We start from the raw sequence: 21,286 nt of genomic DNA, 5'->3' as shown, positions 1-21,286 counted from the left end.
CGAGGTTCCGGTCACCGGGCACTCGCATCCAGGATCTCGCATGGCGCGTGGTCCGACTGCCGCTGCCCTTCGCAGCGCTGCATGGCCGCGGCCGTGGCGTGGGCCAGCGTCGGGGCGCCGCCGTACCAGCCCCACGGGCCGGACGAGGACGAGGCGAAGGCCTTGAAGCCCGGCGCGGTGGCGTAGACGCTCTCGAACGCCCTGCGGGCGGCGCCGGGCGGGAGCAGGTGCTCGGCCGACGCGGTGCCCGCGGCGGCCGGTTCGGCGAGCGCCTCGAGGCCGTCCTCGTCCTCCAGGTACACGCGCATCAGGAGGGCCGTCAGGATGGAGAACGTGAAGACCACCGACAGCACGAACGCGCCGGCGGCGGCGATGAGGTGGCTCCAGCGGCCGTCGGGGGGCGGTTCGCCGTGGTCGTTGTCGCCCGTGTTGCCCGGCACGAACGACAGGACCAGGCCGGCTGCGGCGCCCACGTAGGGCACGAACAGCACCACGGCCCACCAGCCGCTCGCGTTCAGGTCGTGCAGCCGCATCGCGGTCCAGCGCAGGCTGATCACGAGGCACGGCAGGTAGAAGAGGGCCAGCAGGACCCACCCTCCCGAGCCGGGCCGCTGCAGGAGCAGCAGGGCGGCGAGGTACAGCGCCGTCAGGAGGACGAAGCCGCCGGTCCAGTAAGGCAGCCGCCGCATGCGGCCCTCGAAGCCCAGTCCCCAGTACCCGGGCTCCCCGGACGCCTCCACCACCCGTTCGGGTTCGATGCCGGTCTTGATCCCGTACTTGCGCTGACGTTCGGCCAGCGCCGCGGCGCGCGCGGCCGCGTCGGCCTCGGTCTTGGCGGCCTGGGCCATCTCGATGTTCGTGGTGCAGGAACGGCACAGCAGGCGCTTGCTCTGCCGTTCGCCGCAGTTCGGGCAGACGACCTCCTCGACGTCCGCGGCGGCCGGGGCCTCGGGTGCGGAGGCCAGGGCGAGCGGGCGGGTCGCGACGGGGATGGGCGCGGGGGCGGGCGGCCCGGAGCGCGCCGCCGGAGGGGGCGCCGCGTCTTCCGGGGGCGGGACGATGGTGGGCAGCGACAGGCCGGTGGCGGGGCGCACCGGCGGCGCGGGCGGGGCCAGGCTTTCGGCGTGGAGGATGGCGCCCAGCTTCGCGAAGGTGGCGATGTAGCGCGCCGCCTCGGTGGGGGCGACCGCGCGCTTGACCACGGTGCGGCGCGCGGTGAAGAGGTTCGCGAGGCCCTTCTCGTCGATGCGCAGCCGCTCACCGAGCGCGCGCTTGACGTCCTCCACGTGGAATCCCTGCAGCACCTCGCCGCGGAACACGAGCTGCACCTGCGCGGCCGTTTCCATCCTCGCCCCTCCCCTTTGCATTGTTCTGATGCGTGGCCCTGTGCGGGCCCGGTCGCCGCGATGTCCGCGTGCGCCGAAACGAATGGTATCCCGGCCGCGCCGGATAATCGCCCCATGACTTGGGGTGTTCTGTGTGGAATGTTGGCGGGTGCGTTCTGGGGCACCGTGTTCATCGCGCCGAAATGGCTGTCGGCGTTTTCGCCGTGGGAGCTGGCGTTCGGGCGCTACACCTCGTACGCGGCCATCGCGCTCGTGGCGCTCGCACCCACGTGGCGGGCCACGTGGGGCAAGATCGACCGGGCCGACCTGGTGGCGATGTTCCGCCAGGGCGCGGCCGGCAACGTCGCCTACTACGTGCTGCTGGGCTACGGCGTGCAGCTCGCGGGGGTCACGCTCACGTCACTGATCATCGGCGTGCTGCCGCTGAGCGTCACGCTCGTCGGGCGGCGTGACCAGGGGGCGGTGCCGCTGAAGGTGCTGGCCTGGCCCCTGGCCGTGGTGGCCGCGGGCATCGCCTGCATCAACGTCGACCTGTTCTCGCACGCGGGGCCGGCGTCGGGGTCGCTCGCCGACAAGGCGATCGGGCTGCTGTGCGCCCTGGGCGGTCTCGTGTGCTGGACCTGGTACGCGATCGACAACACCCGCTACCTCAAGCGGGTGCACAAGTTCTCGGGCCGCGAGTGGTCGGCGCTGTACGGGCTGGCCAGCGGCACCCTCGCGCTGGTGGCTGCCGCCGTGTGGTGGGCGTTCGGCGGGCGGCCGCCGGCCCCGTCACCCGAGCGCGACTCGGTGGTGTTCTGGAGTGTGTGCCTCTTCCTCGCCGTGGGCGCCTCGCTCATCGGCAACCAGCTCTGGAACATCGCGTGCCGGCGGGTGCCGGTCACGCTGTCCGGGCAGCTGATCGTCTTCGAGACGCTCTTCGCGCTGGCCTACGGCTTCGTGCTGGCCGGTGCGATGCCGCGGCCGCTGGAGTGGGCGGCCATCGTGCTGCTGGCGGTGGGCGTGGCGTGGACCGTGCGGCTCCACGCCGTCGACGAGCCCACGCACTGACGGCGCGTCAGCGCGCGAGCCGCAGGTCCACTTCGCGGTCGACGTAGGTCCACTCCGGCGAGGCGCGCAGCGCGGCCAGCAGGTCGTCGAAGGCGGGTTCGTCGTCGGGGCCGTACTCGAACCAGGTCAGGAAGTCGAACGGTTCGTCGGGTCCGAGGTCCCGGCAATGGTGCAGGCGGCGCGCGATGGCGGGCAGGTAGCGCAGTCCGATGGCGATGTGGCGCGACTGGCCTTCCAGCACGTCGCGCCGTTCGTCCTGCGTCAGGGCCCACCACGCGGCGGTCTTGCGGATTGGGATCAGCGCGGCGCGGGTGGACGCCACACGGCCGAGCCCCTCCTGCCGCGCCACGAGTTCGGTGCGCTCGGCCCGCGTGACATACCGCTCGTTGCTGGTGATGCCCTGCAGGTGCCACACGCCAGGGCGTTGGTCAGCGGTGCCGACGACGAGGCACGGAGCGGCCGGCAGCGGGTCGCCCCGCAGCGCGACTTGCCGGGTGACGCGCCACGGACCGGTGAGGCTGCCGTTGAAATGGAAGTGGCGGGGCGAGGTGGGGGTCATGGGCACCCGGAGTGCACGAGCCGTGCCAGGCCTCAGGTGGCCCGCCGCTCGCGCAGCACCTGGTACAGGAGGATCGCCCCGAACGTGGCGGTGCCGATGCCGCCGAGCGTGAAGCTGCCGAGGTGCAGCGTCAGGTCGCCCGCGCCGGCGGTGAGGGCGATGCCGGCCACGAGCAGGTTGCGCGGGCTCGAGAAGTCGACCTTGTTGAGCACCCAGATGCGGCCGCCGGTGGCGGCGATGAGGCCGAACACCACGAGCGCGAGGCCGCCGATCACGGGCACGGGCAGCGTGAGGATCAGCGCGCCGAACTTCGGCGAGAAGCCGAGCAGCAGCGCGACGCCCGCGGCCACGACGAACACGAGCGTCGAGTAGATGCGGGTCACGGCCATCACGCCCATGTTCTCGGCGTAGGTGGTCACGCCCGTGCCGCCGCCCATGCCGGACACGGCCGTGGCGACACCGTCGGCGATGAAGGCGCGGCCGATCAGCGGGTCGAAGTCGCGCCCGGTCATCGCGGCGAGCGCCTTCACGTGGCCGAGGTTCTCGGCCACGAGGATCACCGCGATGGGCGCGACGAGCGCCATCGCCGAGGCCTGGAACACCGGTGCCGTGAAGTTCGGCAGCCCGAACCACGCGGCCTGGCCGATGCCGCTGAAGTCCACCGGCTTGCCGAAGCCCATCACGTTGGCCCCCACGATGTAGACGACGTAGCCGAACGCGGCCCCGATCAGGATCGGGAGTCGGCCGATCGCACCGCGGCCGTTGACGGCCACGAGGCCCACCGCGAGCGCCGTCGCGAGGCCCACCACCGCGTCGAACGACGAGGCCGAGAGGTTCTTCACCGCCACGGGCGCGAGGTTCAGCCCGATGGCCGCGACGATGGCCCCGGTCACCACCGGCGGCATCAGCCGTTCGATCCACCCGGTGCCGAAGGCCTGCACGAGCACCCCGATCAGCGCATAGACCACCCCCGCGGCCACGATGCCGCCGAGCGCCACGCCGATGTTCGGGTTGGGCCCGCTGCCCGTGTAGCCGCTGGCCGCGATCACCACGGCGATGAACGCGAAGCTCGAACCGAGGTAGCTCGGCAGCCGGCCGCCCGTGATGAGGAAGAAGATCAGCGTGCCGATGCCCGAGAAGAACACCGAGGTGTTCGGGTCGAAGCCCATCAGGATCGGGGCCAGCGCGGTCGAACCGAACATCGCGACCACGTGCTGGATGCCCATCACCGTGGTCTGCGGCCAGGGCAGGCGTTCGTCGGGGGCGACGTCGCCCGAGGTTTTCAACGTCCAGCGGGGAAAGAAGGTGGGCATGGGGATCGGGACTCCGGGAGAGGACGGTGCCGGATTGTGCGACGACTTGCGGTCGGCGGGCGTCGGGGGGAAACCGGGGATGTGGACACTGTCCAAATTGTTTGCTATCTTGTTCAGTGTTGCTTGTGTACGTTGTCCACTTCCATTCCCCAGGAGCACCCATGGCCACCAAACTCTTCGTCAACCTCCCCGTCAAGGACCTGAACCGGTCCGTCACCTTCTTCAAGGGGCTGGGCTACACCTTCAACCCGAACTTCACCGACGAGAACGCCACGTGCATGGTGCTCGGCGAGGACAACTTCGTGATGCTGCTGGTCGAGAAGTTCTTCCAGACCTTCACGCACACCCCCATCGCCGACGCGCGCAAGGTCACCGAGGTGATCGTCTGCGTGTCGGCCGACAGCCGCGAGGCCGTCGACGAGATGGTGGCCAACGCGGTGAAGGGCGGCGCCACGCTGCCCTGGCCGCCGAAGGACCACGGCTTCATGTACCAGCACGGCTACCAGGACCTCGACGGCCACCTGTGGGAAGTGGTGTGGATGGACCCGGCCGCCGCACCGCCGAAGGCGTGACACCCGCGTGACTTCATCCTCTCGATGAGGGAGGAAGCGCGCCGTTCCGGCGCGATGCGGACAGAATGCGCGCCAGCCGGTGTTGACCGGCCGCGCGCCGCCCCGGCACAGTGGCCTTCCCCTCACGGAAAGGCGCTGTATGACCTCCACACCCTGGCGGCCGATGGCGCCGCGTTCGCTGCTCGTCACCTTGCTGCTCACGCTGTGCGTGGCCTCCGGCGCCATCGCCCGCGACGGCCCGGTCCGGCGCCTCTACCCGGTGGGCGGTGGTTATGAAGAGGCCCTGAAGGGCTACTCGGTCGAGGTGGCGCGCACGGCGCGCGGCCCGGCGGTGCGGATGGTGATGGTGCCGGCGGCGTTCGCCGACGACCCGGTGCTGCCGGAGGACCCCATCATCCTCGCCGAGGACGTCGAGGCGCTGCGGCTGGCCTGCGAGGCCGTGATCGACCGCATCGCGTTCCCGGCCGGCTGCGACGTGACGTCGGTGCCGCTGTACGTGGCCGGCGATGCCTACGACCCCGCCATCCTGGTCCGTCTGGCCGATCCCACGCTGCACGGCATCTTCTTCACCGGCGGCGACCAGGCCTATGCCGCGCGCATCCTCGCCGGCACGCCGGCGGAGGCCACGATGACCACGGCCGCCGAGCGCGGGGTCGTGTTCGGCGGCACCAGCGCGGGCGCGGCCATCCAGTCCCTCGCGATGAACGCGGGCTACACCGACGCGGGCGACTCCACCAACGCGCTGCAGAAGGGGTCCATCGACCTGTGGCTGGGCCGTCCGCCGCAGCACCGCGGCCTCGTGTTCGGCTCGCGCCAGGTCGTGATCGACGAACACCTGCACTCGCGCGGCCGGCTCGGGCGCATGGTCAACGCCGCGGCGCAGACCGCCGACGCCTACGGGCACGGCGGCCTGCTCGGGCTGGGCTTCGACTACGACACGGGCGCGGTGATCACCGGGGACCGCTGGATCTCGAGCATCCAGGGCGTGTCGTCCGGCATCGTGGTGGACCTGCGCACCGCGCGCACCCGCCACGCGTGGGTCGGACCGAACGCCGCGCTGAGCGCCCGCCGCGTGCTCACCCACGTGCTGCCGCCGGGCCGGCAGGTGGCGTTCGACCTCGCGCGGCGCGAGCCGTGGTGGCGTGGCCGCCCGGTGCCGTACGACGAGCCCCGCGGCACGCCGGGCCTGCGCTCCGGGCACGAGGCCATGCTGATGCTGGGCGGCGACGTCTCCGAGGACCTCGGCGGGCCCGTGATCCGCGAGTTCGTGCGGCAGGCATCGAAGCAGCGCCTGGGCAAGATCGTGGTGGTGGCCGCGGCCTACGCGTCGCCGGCCGACGCCCAGGCCGCGGCCGACCTCTACGCCCGCGCGCTCGTGGCCGCCGGCTGGGCCGGCACCACGTCCATCCACCTCCACGGCCAGACCCGGCTGGATGCGGCGCGGGCGAAGGACGCGAGCGGGGTGCTGCTGCTCGGCGGCGACCAGTCGCTGATGGGTGCGGTGCTCGCCGACCGCGCGTTCACCGACTGGATCCGTTCGGCCGCGGGTTCGGCGAACGTGGTCCTGTTCGAACGTGCGATGACCGCGGCCGCCGGTGAACACTTCGATGCCATCCCCGAAGGCGACACGGCCGACGACGCCATCGCCGCCTTCCAGAGCCGCAATGCCGTGGTGCGGCCGGGCCTCGGGCTGCTGCGCGGCGCGGCGTTCGAACCGCGGCTGCAGATCGACAAGCGCTGGGGCCGGCTGTACGGCGTGGGCGCTCAGCGGCGGCACACGCCGGTGTATGGCATCAGCGAATCGAGCGCCATCGTGGTGCATGGCGGGCAGGCCCGGGTGGTGGGCACGCAACCGGTGGTGGTGCTGGACGGCCGAAATGCGACGTTTTTTGACGGCAGCAACGGCGCGTTCGGGGCGCTCAACGTGCTCCTCGACGTGTACGAACCGGGAGACACACTTTCACGTTGATTTGCCTCAACCCCGGACCGGTCCGCGTCGATAACCCGGAGGAGGGGGCGCCGCTCAGGCGTGCCTGTTCGAGCGGAACCGTGGGAGCGGAACATGAGCGTGACGGATTGGCGGGTGAAGACGAAGCTGTTGACCGGCTTCGTGGTGATGGCAGCGGTGGTGCTGGTGGTGTCGGGGCTGGCCTTGCAGTCGCTCGGGCGATCCAACGACCGGTTCACGGGCTACCTCGACGGGGTCGGGAACCGGGAGCGCCTGGCGACCGACCTCCGGGCCGCCGCCAACGCCCGCGCGGTCGCGGCGCGCAACCTCGTGCTGGTGACCACACCCGAGGACCAGGCCCTCGAGAAGGCCGCGGTGACCGCCGCCCACGAACGTGTCGGCAAGCAGTTCGCGGCGCTGAAGGCCGCGATCGAGACGTCGAAGGACTCGACCCCGCGCGACCGGGAGATCCTCGCCGAGATCGAAGGCATCGAGGCCAGGTACGGCCCGGTGGCGCTGGCCATCGTGGGCCTCGCCCTGGACGGCAAGCGCGACGAGGCCGTCGCCAAGATGAACGTCGAGTGCCGCCCGCTGCTGGCCGCGCTGCTCAAGACGACCTCGGAGTTCATCGAATACGACAAGACCCAGGCCACCGCCCAGGTGGATCAGGCCGAGGCGGCCTTCCGCGCCGACCGCTGGACGATGATCATCGCGTGCGTGCTGGCCGCCGGTGGCGCGATGGCCCTCGGCTGGTACCTCTCTCAATGCATCACGGTGCCGCTGACGCGCGCCGTGCGGCTCGCCGAATCGGTGGCCGCGGGCGACCTGCGCACCGACATCGTCGTGGACCGCAAGGACGAGACCGGCCAGCTGCTCGCCGCGCTGCGCCAGATGAACGGCAGCCTGTCGGCGATGGTGGGCAGCGTGCGGCAGACCGCCGACGGCATCGCCAACGCGTCGAGCGAGATCGCCACCGGCAACGCCGACCTGTCCAACCGCACCGAACAGCAGGCCGCCGCGCTGCAGCAGACCGCCGCGTCGATGCAGCAGATGACCGAGACGGTCCAGCAGAACGCCGAGAGCTCGCGCCAGGCGAGCCAGCTCGCCTCGTCGGCCGCCGAGGTGGCCGGCCGCGGTGGCGAGGTGGTGGCCCGCGTGGTCGCCACGATGGGCGACATCAGCGAGTCGAGCAAGAAGATCGCCGACATCACCGGGGTCATCGACGGCATCGCGTTCCAGACCAACATCCTCGCGCTGAACGCGGCCGTGGAAGCGGCCCGTGCGGGTGAGCAGGGCCGCGGCTTCGCGGTCGTGGCGGCCGAGGTGCGCAGCCTCGCGCAACGTTCGGCCACCGCGGCCCGCGAGATCAAGGCCCTGATCGGCGCGAGCGTGGACCGCGTCGACGCGGGCAGCACCCTCGTGGGCGAGGCGGGCCGCACGATGGACGACATCGTGACCCGCGTTCGCCAGGTGACCGACCTCGTCGCCGAAATCAACGCATCCACCCTCGAGCAGAGCACCGGCATCCTGCAGGTGAACCAGTCGGTCGCGTCGATCGACCAGGGCACGCAGCAGAACGCGGCGCTCGTCGAGGAGAGTGCCGCGGCGGCCGAGAGCATGAAGCAGCAGGCCGTGGCACTGATGGGCGTGATCTCGAACTTCAAGACGCGGGCGGGCTGAGCCCCCCGCGTTCAGTGCGGAAACGCCAGCCGCTTCTCCATCCGCCGCTGCAACGCCTCGAACGTGAGGCTCAGCACCCAGTAGATGCCGGCCGCCGCGAGGTACAGCGGGAACGGCTGGAAGGTGGTGGAGATCAGCTCCTTCGTCGCGAGCATCAGCTCGGTCACCGCGATCACCGAGATCAGCGACGTGTCCTTGATCAGCCCGATCAGGCTGTTCGACAGGCTGGGCACCGCGATGCGCAGCGCCTGCGGCGCGACCACGTGGCGCAGCGTCTGCACCCGGGTCAGGCCGAGGCTTGCGCCGGCCAGCCACTGCCCATTGCCGATGCCCACCATCGCGCCGCGCAGCCCCTCCGACAGGTAGGCGCCCACGTTGAGCGTGAGCGCGAGCACACCGGCCACGAGCGGCGAGAACTCGATGCCGATGCTGGGCAGCCCGTAGTAGATGACGAACACCTGCACGAGCAGCGGCGTGCCGCGGAAGAGGCTCACGTAGCCGCGGACGAGCCACTGCAGCCCCGGCACCTCGAGCACCCGCACCAGCGCGATGACGGCGCCGAGCGCGAGGCCCAGCACCATGGCCGCCACCGCGAACCCGAGGGTCAGCAGCGTGGCCCGCAGCAGCACCGGCGCGGCGAGCTGGAACAGCGCGACGAGGTCCATCTCAGTTGGCGACCGGCGGCTTGCTGACGTCGCGGCCGAACCACCTGGCCGAGATCTTCTGGAAGCTGCCGTCGGCCTTCAGGTCGGCCAGGGCCTTGTCGATCGCCTGCTTGAACTTCGGGTTGCCCTTCTTGAACGGGATGGCGTTGCTTTCCGTGGGGCCGATGGGCGCGCCGGCCTTCACCGGCAGCTTCGTCTTCTCGGCGAGGTAGGGGATCAGCAGGCTGTCGTTGAGGGCCACGTCGATGCGGCCGGTGGCCAGGTCCTGCAGGTACTCGGGCGCACCCGGGTACACCTTCACCTCGGCGCCGGCGATGCCCTTGGCGAGGTCGGCGTAGTTGCTGCCCTGGCCCACGCCGATCTTCTTGCCCTTCAGGTCGGCGGCCGTGGCGAGCGTGCGCGTCTCGTTCGTGCGCACGATCAGCTGGGCGCTCGACACCACGTACGGGTCGCTGAAGTCGAAGGTCTCGCGGCGCTTGTCGGTGGCCGCCACCTGGTTGACGATCACGTCGTACTTGCCCGCCTGCAGCCCGGCGAGGATGGCGCTCCACTCGGTGGTGCTGAACGCCGCCTTCACGCCCAGCTTGCCGGCGATGGCCTCGGCGATCTCGACGTCGAAGCCGGTCAGCTTGCCGCTGGCGTCCTTGAAGTTGAACGGGGGGTAGGTGCCCTCGACCGCCACCCGCAGGGTGCCGCGCTGGCGCACCTCGTCGAGCAGGTCGGCCGCGTGGGCGGAGGCCGCCAGCAGCACGAGGGACAGGGCGGCGGCCACGTGGCGCGCGCGTGGAAGAACTGGACGCATGGGAGACCCTCCTGAGGTATTCGAACCCGCCATGGTGCCATCGCGGCGTGCCGCACGGGCGAGGATGGTCATGCACCCGGCGAGCAAGCGGGTTGTGCCATTGACGGCTCCCCGGCTCCGGGCCGAGGATGCAGCTCCGGCCAGACAAGGAGCCCCCGGAATGAAATTGCGCAAGCAGGTCATGGCCCTCGGCCTCGCGGGGGCGGTGGTCGCCGCGGCGGTGGGAGGCATCGGGTTGGTCGCCACCGTGCGGCTCGGCGGGGCCATCGAAGCCTCCGTGCAGGCGAGCCAGGCGCTCCAGGCCAGCCAGGAGGCGGACATGATGCACGACGCCATCCGCGCCGACGGCCAGATGGCCCTCTTCGGCCTCCTGCAGAAGGAGCCCGCCCGCATCCAGGCCGCGAGCGAGGGCCTGCAGTCCCATGCCGACACGTTCAACGCCGCGCTGGCGCGCCTCGACGCGCTGCCGCTGAACGAGGACAGCCGCACCGCGCTCGCGACGGTGAAGCCGCTGGTGACGAGCTACATCGAGGCCGCCCAGGGGCTCGTCGTGGCCGCGCGCGAGGGGCGCACCGATGCGGACACGGCCATGGCCACGCTGCAGGCCGCCTTCGCCGAACTCGAGAAGCAGATGGCCTCGCTGTCCGACTCCATCGAGCAGCGCGGCGTGCGTGTCAACGAGGACGCGGCCACCAACGTGCGCCGCACCCGCGCCGTGCTGGCCGTCGTGCTGGTGCTGGCGTTCGCGGGCATGGCCGCCGCGTCGTGGTGGCTCGCCGGCCGGATGACCCGTCCCATGGCCCACGCGGTGGACGTGGCCGACCGCCTCGCGCAGGGCGACCTCACCGGCCCGGTGCGGCCGGACGGCAACGACGAGACGGTGCGGCTGCTGCAGTCGATGGGGCGCCTGCAGGCCGACTTCGGCGCGATCGTGCGCGACGTGCAGGGCAACGCCGCTCAGGTGGCGGGTGCCAGCGCCGAGATCGCCCAGGGCAACCACGACCTGTCGGTGCGCACCGAACGGCAGGCGAGCGCGCTGCAGCAGACCGCCGCGACGATGGCCGAGCTGGGCGACACCGTGCGCCACAACGCCGACAGCGCGCGCCAGGCGAACCAGCTGGCGCTGGACGCCTCGGGCCTCGCCGCCGAGGGCGGGCGGGTGGTGGGGCAGGTGGTCGACACGATGCAGGGCATCGCCGACAGCGCCCGCCGCATCGAAGACATCATCGGTGTCATCGACGCCATCGCGTTCCAGACCAACATCCTCGCGCTCAACGCCGCGGTCGAGGCGGCACGCGCGGGCGCGGCCGGCACCGGCTTCGCCGTGGTGGCCGAGGAGGTGCGCGCGCTGGCCGGCCGCAGCGGCGACGCCGCGCGCGAGATCAAGGTGCTGATCGGCACCAGCGCCGAACGCGTGGACGCCGGCACCGCCTACGTGGGCCAGGCGGGCCGCACGATGGACGAGATCGTCGCGGCCATCCGCCGCGTGGTGGGCATCGTCGGCGAGATCAGCGAGGCCAGCACCCGGCAGAGCGCGGGCGTGGACCAGGTGGGCCGCGCCATCACCGAGATGGACGAGACGACGCAGCAGAACGCCGCGCTCGTCGAACAGAGCGCGGCGGCCGCCGAGAGCCTCAAGGGGCAGGCCGCGCGGCTCGTGCAGGCGGTGGCCGCGTTCAGGCTGGCGTGACGTCGATCACCGCCACGTCCTGCCCCGCCGCCACCGACCCGCCCGCGCGGCAGCGCAACGAACGCACCGTGCCGCCACACGGCGCGGGCACCGGGAACTCCATCTTCATCGACTCCACCACGACGAGCGTGTCGCCCTCGGCCACCGTGTCACCCTCGTTCACCACCACCTTCCACACGCTGCCCGGCACCGGGCTCGCGACCGCGCGGGCGCCTGCCGGCAAGTCGCCCGCGGGTGGCGGGAGGGACACCGCGTCGTCACCCATGAACTCGGCCTGGCCGGCCTCGCGCCAGCGCTCGCGTTCGGCGGCGAACGCGGCGCGCTGGGTGGTGCGGAACGCCGAGATGTCGTCGGCGTGTTCGTCGAGGAAGGCGCGGTAGCCGCGCATGCCGAAGCGGCCCGCCTCGACCTTCAGCGGGTAGCGGCCGGCGGGGAAGTCGCGGCGGATGCGGTGCAGCTCCGCCTCGCCGACCGGGTAGAAGCGGATCTGGTCGAAGAAGCGCAGCAGCCACGGCTTGCCGGCCTCGAAGTCGCGCGCGCCCGAACGTTCGTCGCGCCAGCGGTTCCACATCTGAAGGGTGCGGCCCACGAACTGGTAGCCGCCGGGGCCTTCCATGCCGTACACGCACATGTAGGCGCCACCGATGCCCACGGCGTTCTCGGGCGTCCACGTGCGGGCGGGGTTGTACTTCGTCGTGACGAGGCGGTGGCGCGGGTCCACGGGCGTCGCCACCGGCGCGCCGAGGTACACGTCGCCGAGGCCCAGCACGAGGTAGCTCGCGTCGAAGACCGTGCGCTGCACCGCCTCGATCGAGTCGAGGCCGTTGATGCGGCGGATGAACTCGATGTTGCTCGGGCACCAGGGCGCGTCGGGCCGCACCGACTGCATGTACTTCTCGATCGCGAGGCGCGTCGATGGATCGTCCCACGACAGCGGCAGCCACACGGTGCGCGATGGCACCTCGAGGTCGTCGGTGTCGCCGAGGGCCGCGTCCAGCGCCACGATCGTGTCGATCAGCGTGGCGTGGGGCAGCCGCGCCGGATCGAAGTGCACCTGCAGCGAGCGGATGCCCGGGGTGAGGTCGATCACTCCCGGGAGCGCGCGTCCGGACAGCGCCGCGTACAGGCCGTGGATGCGCATGCGCAGCGCGATGTCGAGCTGCAGTTCGCCCAGCTCGACGAGCAGGTAGCGATCGCCCGCGCGGCGGATGACGAGGGCAGGTCGGCCCGCTGACGCGGGGACGGACAGCAGCACCGGCGAGTCGAGGGGCGCGTGCGTGTCGGATGGCGCGGGCGGCGCCTCGAAGGTCTCGACGAACCGGTCCTGCGCCTGCAGCGCGGCCACCGCGTCGTCGAGCGTCACGCGGCGGAACTGCAGCGTATCGCCCGCGCGCAGCTGGCCGAGCTTCCAGCGGTCGGCCGCGATCACGACCGCGGGGCACACGAAGCCGCCGAGGCTCGGACCGTCGGGGCCGAGGATCACGGGCATGTCGCCGGTGAAGTCGATCGCGCCGATCGCGTACGCGTTGTCGTGGATGTTCGACGGGTGCAGGCCGGCCTCGCCGCCGTCGGGTCGCGCCCACTGGGGCTTCGGGCCTACGAGGCGCACGCCGGTGCGGCTCGAGTTGTAGTGCACCTCCCAGGTCGCGCCGAAGAACGTGTCGATGTCGTCGGGCGTGAAGAAGTCGGGGGCGCCGTGCGGGCCGTACAGCACCGACAGCGTCCACGTGCGGCCGTAGGCCGGGACGGCCTGCAGCGGCGGGGAGACTTCGCCCGCGATGTCGGACCCGATGTGCACGAGGTCGGCCACGCGCAGCTGGCGTCCGGCGTGCCCGCCGAACTGCCCGAGCGTGAACGTGGAGCGGCTGCCGAGGTAGTGCGGCACGTCGAGGCCGCCGCGCACCGCGAGGTAGGCGCGGGCGCCGGCGGCCGCACCGCCGCCGATCTTCAGCACCCCGCCGGCCGGCACGGCGTGGGCCTGCCACGGGGCGAGCGGCCGGCCGTCGAGGGTCACCGGCATTGGCGAGCCGCACACCGCGACGACCGCGTCGGCGTGGAAGCGCAGCGTGGGCCCGCCGATCGTGCATTCGAGGCCCGCGGCCTCGGCGGTGTTGCCCACCAGCCGGTTGGCGAGGCGGAACGCGAGGTCGTCCATGGGGCCGGACGGGGGCACGCCCACGTCCCAGTGGCCCAGGCGCCCGGGGTGGTCCTGCACGGTGGTCAGCACGCCGGCGTCGAGCACCTCCACGGCGTTCGGGCGGTACGTGAAGTCCGCGAGGGACCGGGTCACCACCTCGCCGCCGACGAACACCGGCGAGGCCACCAGTTCGCGCAGGTAGCGCAGGTTGGTCTCGATGCCGGCCAGGCGCGTGGCGGCGAGTGCCGCCTGCATGCGGCGCACGGCGTCGGCGCGGTCGAAACCGGTGACGATCAGCTTGGCGACCATCGGGTCGTAGTTCGCGGGCACCTCGGTGCCCGCGGCCACCCACGTCTCGACGCGGGCGTCGTCCGGGAACACCACCTCGTTGAGCAGGCCGGCGCTGGGCTGGAACTGGCGGGCGGGGTCCTCCGCGTACAGCCGCGCCTGGATCGACACGCCGGTGGGCTCGGGCACGGCGAGTGCCCAGCGGTCGCCGCGTGCGACCCGCACCATCCACGCGACGAGGTCGATGCCGGTCACCTGTTCGGTGACACCGTGTTCCACCTGCAGCCGCGTGTTGACCTCGAGGAAGTAGAACGCGCCGGTGTCGGCGTCGAGCACGAATTCCACCGTGCCGGCCGAACGGTAGCCCACCGCACGCCCGAGCCGCAGCGCCGCGTCGATCAGCGCGGTGCGGGTGTCGGCGGGCAGGCCCGGCGCGGGCGTTTCCTCCAGCACCTTCTGGTTGCGCCGCTGCGCCGAGCAGTCGCGTTCGCCGAGGGCCACCACCTCGCCGTGGCCGTCGCCGAACAGCTGCACCTCGATGTGCCGCGCGCGTTCGACGAACTTCTCGAGGAAGAGGCCGGCGTCCTTGAAGTTGGCGCGGGCGAGGCGTTCGACGGCCTCCCAGGCCGGCGCCATTTCGGCGGCCGAGCGGATCAGCCGCATGCCGATGCCGCCACCCCCCGCGGTGCTCTTGAGCATCACCGGGTAGCCGATGCGCAGGGCTTCGGCCTCGGCATGGGCGAGGTCACCGAGCAACCCGCTGCCGGGCAGCAGCGGCACGCCGTGCTGCTCGGCCAGCGCGCGGGCCGTGTGCTTGAGGCCGAACGCGCGCATCTGTTCCGGCGTGGGGCCGACGAACGCGATGCCCGCGGCCTCGCAGGCCTCGGCGAAGCCGGGGTTCTCCGAGAGGAAGCCGTAGCCGGGATGGATGGCGCCTGCGCCAGTGGCCTTGGCCGCGGCGAGGATGCGGTCGGCGTCGAGGTAGCTCTGCGCCGCGGGCGGCGGGCCGATGCACACGGCGGCGTCGGCGGCGGCGACGTGGGCCGAGTCGGCGTCGGCCTCGGAGTACACCGCGACCGAACGCAGCCCCATCGTCCGCAGCGTGCGGATGATGCGGCAGGCGATCGCCCCGCGGTTGGCGATCAGCACGGTGTCGAAACGGGTTCCGGTGGTGGTCATCGGGTCAGGTCCCTGGTGCCGGGTCGTCCCGGCGGGATCGGTTTCGTGCAGCGGGTCGTCCCGCCGCACGGGCCCGTTCAGGCCGGGTCCCAGAACACGAACTCGACGGGCGTCGGGTTGTAGGCGTTGCAGGGGTTGTTGAGCTGCGGGCAGTTGGACACCAGCATCCAGACGTCCATCTCGGCGTGCAGCTCCACGTACTTGCCGGGGCCGGAGACCCCGTCGGCGAACTCGAGCCCGCCCTCTGGGGTGACCGGCACGTTCATGAAGAAGTTGACGTTGGGCACGAGGTCGCGCTTGGTCAGGCCCACGTCGGCGTTCGCCATCGCGAGCAGGTAGTTGTCGCGGCACGAGTGCATGAACTTCTTCTGCAGCGCGTAGCGCACGGTGTTGCTCTCGGCCGCGCAGGCGCCGCCCAGCGTGTCGTGGCGACCGCAGGTGTCGGCGACGATGGTCAGCAGCGGGTTGCCCGCGTTCGAGCGCAGCACCGAGCCGGTGCTCAGGTAGATGCCGCCTTCGGCGAGCATCGTGCCGGCCGCGTCGTAGTGTTCGGCGGGGTCGTGGCGGTTGTAGAAGAGGATGTCGGCGGCCTGGTTGCCCTCGAGGTCGACGATGCGCACCGTCTGGCCGCGCTTCACCTCGGCGAGCCAGGGTTCTCCGGCGGGCAGGCGGTGGCGGGCGACGGCGGTGGCGACGTCGAGCGGGCTCTCTTTCAGCGTGTTCATGGCGTGTTCCTCAGGCCAGCGCGAAGACGTCGGCGTTGTGCAGGGCCCGGGCGCATTCGGGGCGGAAGCCGCGGCAGTAGTCGTCGGCCGGGGCCGCCCCGGACTTCCACGCGGCGATGCCCACCTTGCCGGGCTGGTAGCCGGGCCGGGGGTCGAGCGGGTGCGGCGCGGTGGAGACGGCCACGATCACGTCCATGTCGCAGCGCAGTTCCACCGAGGCGCCTGCCGTCTTCCGCTGGTCGTCGAAGACGAAACGGCCGTTGGCGTCCACCGTCACCCGGCTGAACAGGTTGACCGGCGCGATCAGGTCGCGGGCGGTGAGGCCGTGCTTGCCGATCTCGACCAGCAGCCCGTCGCGACCCGAGCGGTACATCGCGTTGCGGTGGACCTCGTAGCGGTGCTCGCCGTACTTCTGCGCCATGCGGGCGCTGTCCAGCAACCCGCCGAACGGGTCGTGCCAGCCGAGCGTGTCGTGCGTGAACGACGCGAGCGCCCTGCCCATGTCGCTCATCAGCGTGTGCCCGCGCGTGTAGTGCGCGGTGTGCTGCGCCTTCAGCGAGTCGGGCAGGTTGTAGCGTTCGAGCGGGTCGTGCGCGGCGTACAGCACGACCGAGCAGTTCGCGCGGTCGTCCAGCGCCGCGAACCGCAGCGCCGTGCCGCGCGAGAGCCGCCAGCTCCAGTGCGCGCCGCCGGGCAGCACCTCGCTCCACACCACGCGGTCCGCGGGCAGGTCGGCGGCGAAACGCTGCCAGTGCGGGAAGGCGTCGACGATGGGTTGGTCGTTCATGCGGAAGTCTCCTGTCGGTTCAGGCGGGCCAGCTGTTCGAGGTCGGTGGCCATGCCCGAGGTTTCGCGGATGCGGTCGAGCAGCCGGCGCTTGAGCGCCAGGAACTCGGGGCTGTGTTTCATGTCCTGCGTGCGCTCGCGGGGCAGCGGCACGTCGTAGATCGTGTCGATGCGGCCGGGGCGTGGCGCCATCAGCACGATGCGGTGGCCGAGGTAGATCGCCTCCTCGACGTCGTGCGTGACGAACACGAGCGTGGTCTTCTCCAGGCGGTGCACGTGCAGGATCAGGTCGTGCATCACCTCGCGCGTCTGCGCATCGAGCGCGCCGAAGGGTTCGTCCATCAGCAGGATCTCGGGCTTGCCCATCAGCGCCCGCGCGATGGCCACGCGCTGCTGCATGCCGCCCGAGAGCTGGTTCGGGTACGCGTTCGCGCTGGCCGACAGGCCCATCAGCTGCAGCAGCGCGTCGGCCCGGCCCGAGGCCGCTTCCACGTCGGCGCTGGTGCGGCCGTTCGTCTGGGCGTCGAGCTGGCGGCAGAAGCGGATGTTCCCGGTCACCGACAGCCACGGGTACAGGCTGTAGTGCTGGAACACCATCGCGCGGTCACGGCCCGGGCCGGCGATGGGCTGGCCGTTCACCAGCACCTCGCCGCGGCTGTGGGTCTCGAGCCCGGCGATGGTGCGCAGCAGCGTCGACTTGCCGCAGCCCGACGCGCCCACGAACGTGACGAACTCGTTGTCGGCGATGGCGAGGTTCACGTCCTGCAGCGCGGTGACCGCACCGAACTGTTTGAAGACCTGCCGGCATTCGATCTTCATCGGGTGTGCATCCACGGGAACACCTTGCGGTGGAGGAGTCGGAACAGCTGGTCGATCACGAGCCCGATCAGGCCGATCAGCAGGATGCCGGCGAAGATCTTGTCGGTCTGCAGGAAGCGCTGGGCCTTCAGGATCGAGAAGCCGAGCCCGGAGTTCGCGGCCACGAGTTCGGCCACGACGAGGTAGGTCCACGCGCAGCCCATGCTGATGCGCAGCGTGTCGAGCAGCGCGGGCTTGGCCGACGGGAAGATCACGCGTTCGAGCACCTCGCGCCGCGTGGCCCCCATCGTCTGCGCCGCCTCGATCTGCGCGAGCGGCACGCGGCGCACGTCTTCGGCCACCATCAGCACCATCTGGAAAAACGAGCCGAGGAAGATGATCGCGATCTTCGCGCTTTCGTCGATGCCCACCCACAGCATCACGAGCGGCACGAAGGCCACGGCCGGCATGTAGCGCACGAAGTCCGTCAGCGGCTCCAGCAGCGCCTGCACCGAGCGCCACGTGCCGATGAAGAGCCCGATGGGCACGGCGATCACGACCGACAGCGCCCAGCCGAGGAACACGCGCAGCGTGCTGATCGCGGTGTCGCCGAGCAGGTCGTCCTCGGTCCACCAGGTGTGGATCCGTTCCAGCACCTTCAGCGGGCCGGGCAGGAACACCGGGTTGACCCCGGACGACGCACTCAGCCACGCCCACGCGACGAGCGGGATCAGCAGGCCCGCGAGGGCGAGCATCCCGTACGCCCGCCGCGGGATCGCCTGGCGGATGGCCCACATCGACGGTGTCGCCATGGCCTTACTTCAGCGCGTCGGCGAGCAGCGTGGCGTCGATGCCGCGGGCGGCGTCGGGCTTGCCGTCGATCAGCTTGTGTTCGGCGAGGAACGCCGCGATGGTGGGGGCGGTGGCCGAGAGCGACTGGGGCTGCTTGCCGTCGAGCGCACTCTTGTTGGCGGCGCTGTCGAAGAAGCGGGTGCCCGGCATGAAGACCTTGTATTCGGCCGGGGTCATGCCCACGACCTTCGACATGATCTTCGCGGCCTCGTCGGGCTGCTCGCGGATGAACTTCTCGGTGTCGAACCACGCGCGGATCATGCCGACGAGGTCCTTGCGCTTGGACGCGATCGCCTTCTCCTGCGCCACGAGCAGGTCGGGCACGAGGCCCGGCATGTCCTTCGACGTGAAGAGCGCGCGGCCCTTGCCGCTCGTCTCGATCTTGCTGATCCACGGGTTCCACACCACGGCGGCGTCGACCCGGCCCGTGAGGAAGGCCGCGGCCGCATCGCCCGCGGGCAGGTTGACGATCTTCACGTCGGACGGTTTCATGCCGTTCTTCGCGAGCGCGGTGGCCAGCACGAAGTGCGAGATGCTGTACTGCTCGAGCGCGACCGACTTGCCCTTGAGCTGCGCGAACGACGTGACCTTCGGGCCGACGAGCAGTGCGTCGTTGCCGGCCGAGTTGTCGTTCACGAGGATGGCCTTGAGCGGCAGGCCCTTGGCGAGCGGCCCGAGCGTGTCGGACCAGGTCTGCGCGTTGGCGTCGAGCTGGCCGGACGACAGCGCGGCGATGGAATCGGTGTAGTTGGCGAACCAGACGAGCTTGACGTCGGCGCCGTGTTTCTTGAAGAAGCCCTTCTGCTCGGCCACGTACCAGGCGACCCAGCCGGGCCAGTCGGACACCCCGACCTTCACCTCGGCCGCGGCGGGCAGCGGGGCGAGGGCGGCGAGGCCGAATGCGAGGGCGGTGACCGCGCCGGCGGCACGGCGGACGAACGCTGAGGGGAATCGGGACATCACAGGCTCCTGGACGAGGGATGGGCGCGCGAGAGACACCACCTCCGTCCTCTCGGACCGAAGTGAATCTCCCGGGCTTTTGTCCCGCCGTGGAGCCTGGTGCGGTGAAGGCCGCGACAGGCCGATGGCTCTCGGACCAGCGCTGCCGTGCCGGCAGCCGGAACCCTAGCCATCCTGTGAAAGAAGACGTGATGGTCTTTCTCGCGAGCCGAACGGTTGCAAGCGGTGTGCCAGCAAAAGCGGCCCGTTCGGCACCATGGCAGGGCACGGATGCACCGCCAGCGGGAGGGTGCCGCGGCATGGGCCTTGCGTCGCCGCGGTCATGCGACTCAACCCGTTCCCCTTTTCGTGGCAGGCCCTGCGGGCCGTGTTCGCCGCCGGTTTCGCCGCGCGCTACGGCGGCGTGAGGCCCGGCGCCCACCGGCGCTGACGCCGCGTCAGGCCGCCCGTTCCTCGTCGGACACCTTCCGCGGGAACTCGGCGCGCAGCAGCGTGCCCCGCCCGGGCGCGGACGTCACCGTCACGCGCCCGCCCATCGTCTCGGCGCGGAAGCGCATGCCCGTGAGCCCGTGGTGGCCGGGCCGCGGCAGGGTGGTGTCGAAGCCCGCGCCATCGTCGCGAACCTCCACCACCGCCCGGTCGCCGGACGGGCCCAGCGTCACCCTCACGCTCGTGGCCTCGGCGTGTTTGCCGATGTTGGTCAACGCCTCCTGCACGAAGCGGTAGATCGCGAGGTCGGCCTGCGGGCTCAGGCTCACGTCGGTCAGCTGCGCGTCCACCGGCACGTCCAGGCGTTCCGCCATGTCCTTGCACAGGGCCTCCAACGACACCTTCAGGCCCAGGTTGGCGAGTGCGGACGGCCGCAGGTCCTCGATGATGCGGCGCTTGAACGCGATGCCCTCGTTGAGGCTGCGGTTCATGTGGTCGAGCCGTTCCTTCAGGTCGTCGCGGTCGGTGAGCTTGTTGCGCAGGCGGGCCAGGTCGAGCTTGATGGCCGTGAGCAGCCCGCCCAGTTCGTCGTGCAGCTCGCGGGCGAGGTGGGCGCGTTCGTCCTCGCGGGCGGTCTGCAGGTGCTGGGTGAGTTCGCGCAGGTCGGCGGTGCGTCGGCGCACCTCGTCCTCCAGGCGCACCCGCTCGCGCGCGAGTGCGGCCTGCTGCTGGTTGCGCTCCTGGTCCTGCAGGTGGAGCTGGCCCATGTAGACGAAGAGGCCCAGCACGCTCAGCACGGCCAGCGCGCCGACGCCGAGGCGGTTGACCATCAGCGAATCGAAGATCGTGACCCGCGACGCGACCTGCGACTTCGCCGTCTGCTGCAGCTGCTCGCCGAGGGTGTAGCGCAGCGCGGCCATCTTCTCGCGGCTCTGGCCGGTCTCCAGCAGGGCGATGGCGGCGTCGCGCCGGCCGGACTGGGCCAGCGCGAGCGCCTCGGCGGTCTCGGCCAGCGCCTCGCTGGTCACCAGCGCGAGCCGCCGGCCGGTCTCGTGGCCGGCGGGGCCCAGCCGCTCCAGGTGGTCGGCGACGGCCTGCCGCGCGCCGGGCAGTTCCGCCAGAGCGGTCTGGTAGGGGGCGAGGTCGTCGACGTGGCCGGTGAGCAGGAAGCCGCGCGAGGCGGATTCCACGTCGGTCATCAGCTGCTGGAGCCGGGCGGTGGCCATGCGGGCCTCGCTCCAGCCGATGCCGCCGCGCAGCGTGGCGGACGTCTGGAAGTAGGTGACCTCGCTCAGGACGAGCAGACCGGCGGCGACGATGACCAGCACGGGGAACGTGAACCGTTTGCGCAGCCAGCGTTCCGCGATGGTTCTCAGCATGGATGGGTTTTCCCTTCGTGACAGCCACGAGTCTATGCGCGGGGCGGGAAGTCGGGGCATCCGTCACGGAGGCCGTGTCGCGGCTCGCCTTCGTCCGGCCCACAATGACGGGCTGCCCGCGGCTGGCG

The 21,286-nt window shown here is 71.4% G+C and carries 17 protein-coding genes and 1 riboswitch; of the genes, 5 read left to right on the top strand and 12 right to left on the bottom strand.

The annotated features are described in order from the left end of the window. Positions 1–11: 11 nt before the first annotated feature. Positions 12–1,346, bottom strand: a complete 1,335-nt coding sequence (locus A4W93_RS24840) for a DUF805 domain-containing protein (RefSeq protein WP_085753167.1) — start codon at positions 1,344–1,346, stop codon at positions 12–14. A 114-nt stretch (positions 1,347–1,460) separates the two neighbouring features. On the opposite strand from A4W93_RS24840, the gene A4W93_RS24835 reads away from it, so the two are divergent. Beyond that, positions 1,461–2,396, top strand: coding sequence for a DMT family transporter (locus tag A4W93_RS24835; protein WP_085753166.1), 936 nt, complete (start codon positions 1,461–1,463; stop codon positions 2,394–2,396). Between the two features lie 7 nt (positions 2,397–2,403). Here A4W93_RS24835 and A4W93_RS24830 read toward each other — a convergent pair whose 3' ends face one another. Further along, positions 2,404–2,955, bottom strand: a complete 552-nt coding sequence (locus A4W93_RS24830; protein ID WP_085753165.1) for a chlorite dismutase family protein — start codon at positions 2,953–2,955, stop codon at positions 2,404–2,406. A 32-nt stretch (positions 2,956–2,987) separates the two neighbouring features. Further along, entirely contained in the window at positions 2,988–4,268 is a 1,281-nt protein-coding gene (locus A4W93_RS24825) for a solute carrier family 23 protein (RefSeq protein WP_085753164.1), read from the bottom strand. Positions 4,269–4,429: 161 nt separating this feature from the next. Between A4W93_RS24825 and A4W93_RS24820 the strand changes: the two genes are divergently transcribed. The 3 genes from A4W93_RS24820 (at position 4,430) to A4W93_RS30750 (ending at position 8,468) form a co-directional block, all read left to right on the top strand. Then, complete coding sequence (locus A4W93_RS24820; RefSeq protein WP_085753163.1) at positions 4,430–4,840, top strand: VOC family protein; 411 nt, start codon at positions 4,430–4,432, stop codon at positions 4,838–4,840. A 139-nt stretch (positions 4,841–4,979) separates the two neighbouring features. Beyond that, on the top strand, positions 4,980–6,809 hold the full coding sequence (locus tag A4W93_RS24815) for a cyanophycinase (protein WP_157131769.1): 1,830 nt from the start codon (positions 4,980–4,982) through the stop codon (positions 6,807–6,809). Between the two features lie 93 nt (positions 6,810–6,902). Next, entirely contained in the window at positions 6,903–8,468 is a 1,566-nt protein-coding gene (locus A4W93_RS30750) for a methyl-accepting chemotaxis protein (protein ID WP_085753161.1), read from the top strand. Positions 8,469–8,479: 11 nt separating this feature from the next. Here A4W93_RS30750 and A4W93_RS24805 read toward each other — a convergent pair whose 3' ends face one another. Beyond that, the gene (locus A4W93_RS24805; RefSeq protein ID WP_085753160.1) at positions 8,480–9,133 is read right to left on the bottom strand and encodes an amino acid ABC transporter permease; all 654 of its coding nucleotides are present in this window, start codon (positions 9,131–9,133) and stop codon (positions 8,480–8,482) included. Position 9,134: 1 nt separating this feature from the next. Beyond that, positions 9,135–9,935, bottom strand: coding sequence for a transporter substrate-binding domain-containing protein (locus A4W93_RS24800; protein ID WP_085753159.1), 801 nt, complete (start codon positions 9,933–9,935; stop codon positions 9,135–9,137). Positions 9,936–10,095: 160 nt separating this feature from the next. Here A4W93_RS24800 and A4W93_RS30745 point away from each other — a divergent pair, with 160 nt between their 5' ends. Further along, on the top strand, positions 10,096–11,625 hold the full coding sequence (locus tag A4W93_RS30745; RefSeq protein ID WP_269466972.1) for a methyl-accepting chemotaxis protein: 1,530 nt from the start codon (positions 10,096–10,098) through the stop codon (positions 11,623–11,625). Here A4W93_RS30745 and uca read toward each other — a convergent pair. The 7 genes from uca to A4W93_RS24760 all read right to left on the bottom strand — a co-directional run bounded on the left by uca (position 11,612) and on the right by A4W93_RS24760 (position 21,158). Further along, entirely contained in the window at positions 11,612–15,229 is a 3,618-nt protein-coding gene (gene uca / locus A4W93_RS24790; RefSeq protein WP_085753157.1) for an urea carboxylase, read from the bottom strand. The genes A4W93_RS30745 and uca overlap by 14 nt on opposite strands. A gap of 77 nt (positions 15,230–15,306) precedes the next feature. Next, entirely contained in the window at positions 15,307–15,954 is a 648-nt protein-coding gene (locus tag A4W93_RS24785) for an urea amidolyase associated protein UAAP2 (protein ID WP_085753156.1), read from the bottom strand. 10 nt (positions 15,955–15,964) lie between these two features. Further along, complete coding sequence (locus A4W93_RS24780) at positions 15,965–16,741, bottom strand: urea amidolyase associated protein UAAP1 (RefSeq protein ID WP_085753155.1); 777 nt, start codon at positions 16,739–16,741, stop codon at positions 15,965–15,967. Beyond that, positions 16,738–17,559: an ABC transporter ATP-binding protein gene (locus A4W93_RS24775; RefSeq protein ID WP_085753154.1), complete on the bottom strand. Its 822-nt coding sequence runs from the start codon at positions 17,557–17,559 to the stop codon at positions 16,738–16,740. Before A4W93_RS24775 ends, A4W93_RS24780 begins: the two co-directional genes overlap by 4 nt. After that, positions 17,556–18,350: an ABC transporter permease gene (locus tag A4W93_RS24770; protein WP_085753153.1), complete on the bottom strand. Its 795-nt coding sequence runs from the start codon at positions 18,348–18,350 to the stop codon at positions 17,556–17,558. Before A4W93_RS24770 ends, A4W93_RS24775 begins: the two co-directional genes overlap by 4 nt. A gap of 4 nt (positions 18,351–18,354) precedes the next feature. Continuing rightward, entirely contained in the window at positions 18,355–19,350 is a 996-nt protein-coding gene (locus A4W93_RS24765) for an ABC transporter substrate-binding protein (protein ID WP_085753152.1), read from the bottom strand. A 66-nt stretch (positions 19,351–19,416) separates the two neighbouring features. After that, a riboswitch (guanidine-I (ykkC/yxkD leader) is annotated at positions 19,417–19,530 on the bottom strand. 257 nt (positions 19,531–19,787) lie between these two features. Next, positions 19,788–21,158, bottom strand: coding sequence for a sensor histidine kinase (locus tag A4W93_RS24760; RefSeq protein WP_169726587.1), 1,371 nt, complete (start codon positions 21,156–21,158; stop codon positions 19,788–19,790). Positions 21,159–21,286 lie beyond the last annotated feature (128 nt).

It is taken from the genome of Piscinibacter gummiphilus (assembly GCF_002116905.1).
In the GTDB taxonomy this organism is placed as follows: Bacteria; Pseudomonadota; Gammaproteobacteria; order Burkholderiales; family Burkholderiaceae_C; genus Rhizobacter; species Rhizobacter gummiphilus.
This window is presented reverse-complemented; position numbering and strand designations above follow the sequence as displayed.

Coding starts and splice junctions, on each gene's coding strand:
- A4W93_RS24840 (WP_085753167.1), bottom strand. CDS start 1,346: ATGGAAACGGCCGCGCAGGTGCAGCTCGTGTTCCGCGGCGAGGTGCTG.
- A4W93_RS24835 (WP_085753166.1), top strand. CDS start 1,461: ATGACTTGGGGTGTTCTGTGTGGAATGTTGGCGGGTGCGTTCTGGGGC.
- A4W93_RS24830 (WP_085753165.1), bottom strand. CDS start 2,955: ATGACCCCCACCTCGCCCCGCCACTTCCATTTCAACGGCAGCCTCACC.
- A4W93_RS24825 (WP_085753164.1), bottom strand. CDS start 4,268: ATGCCCACCTTCTTTCCCCGCTGGACGTTGAAAACCTCGGGCGACGTC.
- A4W93_RS24820 (WP_085753163.1), top strand. CDS start 4,430: ATGGCCACCAAACTCTTCGTCAACCTCCCCGTCAAGGACCTGAACCGG.
- A4W93_RS24815 (WP_157131769.1), top strand. CDS start 4,980: ATGACCTCCACACCCTGGCGGCCGATGGCGCCGCGTTCGCTGCTCGTC.
- A4W93_RS30750 (WP_085753161.1), top strand. CDS start 6,903: ATGAGCGTGACGGATTGGCGGGTGAAGACGAAGCTGTTGACCGGCTTC.
- A4W93_RS24805 (WP_085753160.1), bottom strand. CDS start 9,133: ATGGACCTCGTCGCGCTGTTCCAGCTCGCCGCGCCGGTGCTGCTGCGG.
- A4W93_RS24800 (WP_085753159.1), bottom strand. CDS start 9,935: ATGCGTCCAGTTCTTCCACGCGCGCGCCACGTGGCCGCCGCCCTGTCC.
- A4W93_RS30745 (WP_269466972.1), top strand. CDS start 10,096: ATGAAATTGCGCAAGCAGGTCATGGCCCTCGGCCTCGCGGGGGCGGTG.
- uca (WP_085753157.1), bottom strand. CDS start 15,229: ATGACCACCACCGGAACCCGTTTCGACACCGTGCTGATCGCCAACCGC.
- A4W93_RS24785 (WP_085753156.1), bottom strand. CDS start 15,954: ATGAACACGCTGAAAGAGAGCCCGCTCGACGTCGCCACCGCCGTCGCC.
- A4W93_RS24780 (WP_085753155.1), bottom strand. CDS start 16,741: ATGAACGACCAACCCATCGTCGACGCCTTCCCGCACTGGCAGCGTTTC.
- A4W93_RS24775 (WP_085753154.1), bottom strand. CDS start 17,559: ATGAAGATCGAATGCCGGCAGGTCTTCAAACAGTTCGGTGCGGTCACC.
- A4W93_RS24770 (WP_085753153.1), bottom strand. CDS start 18,350: ATGGCGACACCGTCGATGTGGGCCATCCGCCAGGCGATCCCGCGGCGG.
- A4W93_RS24765 (WP_085753152.1), bottom strand. CDS start 19,350: ATGTCCCGATTCCCCTCAGCGTTCGTCCGCCGTGCCGCCGGCGCGGTC.
- A4W93_RS24760 (WP_169726587.1), bottom strand. CDS start 21,158: ATGCTGAGAACCATCGCGGAACGCTGGCTGCGCAAACGGTTCACGTTC.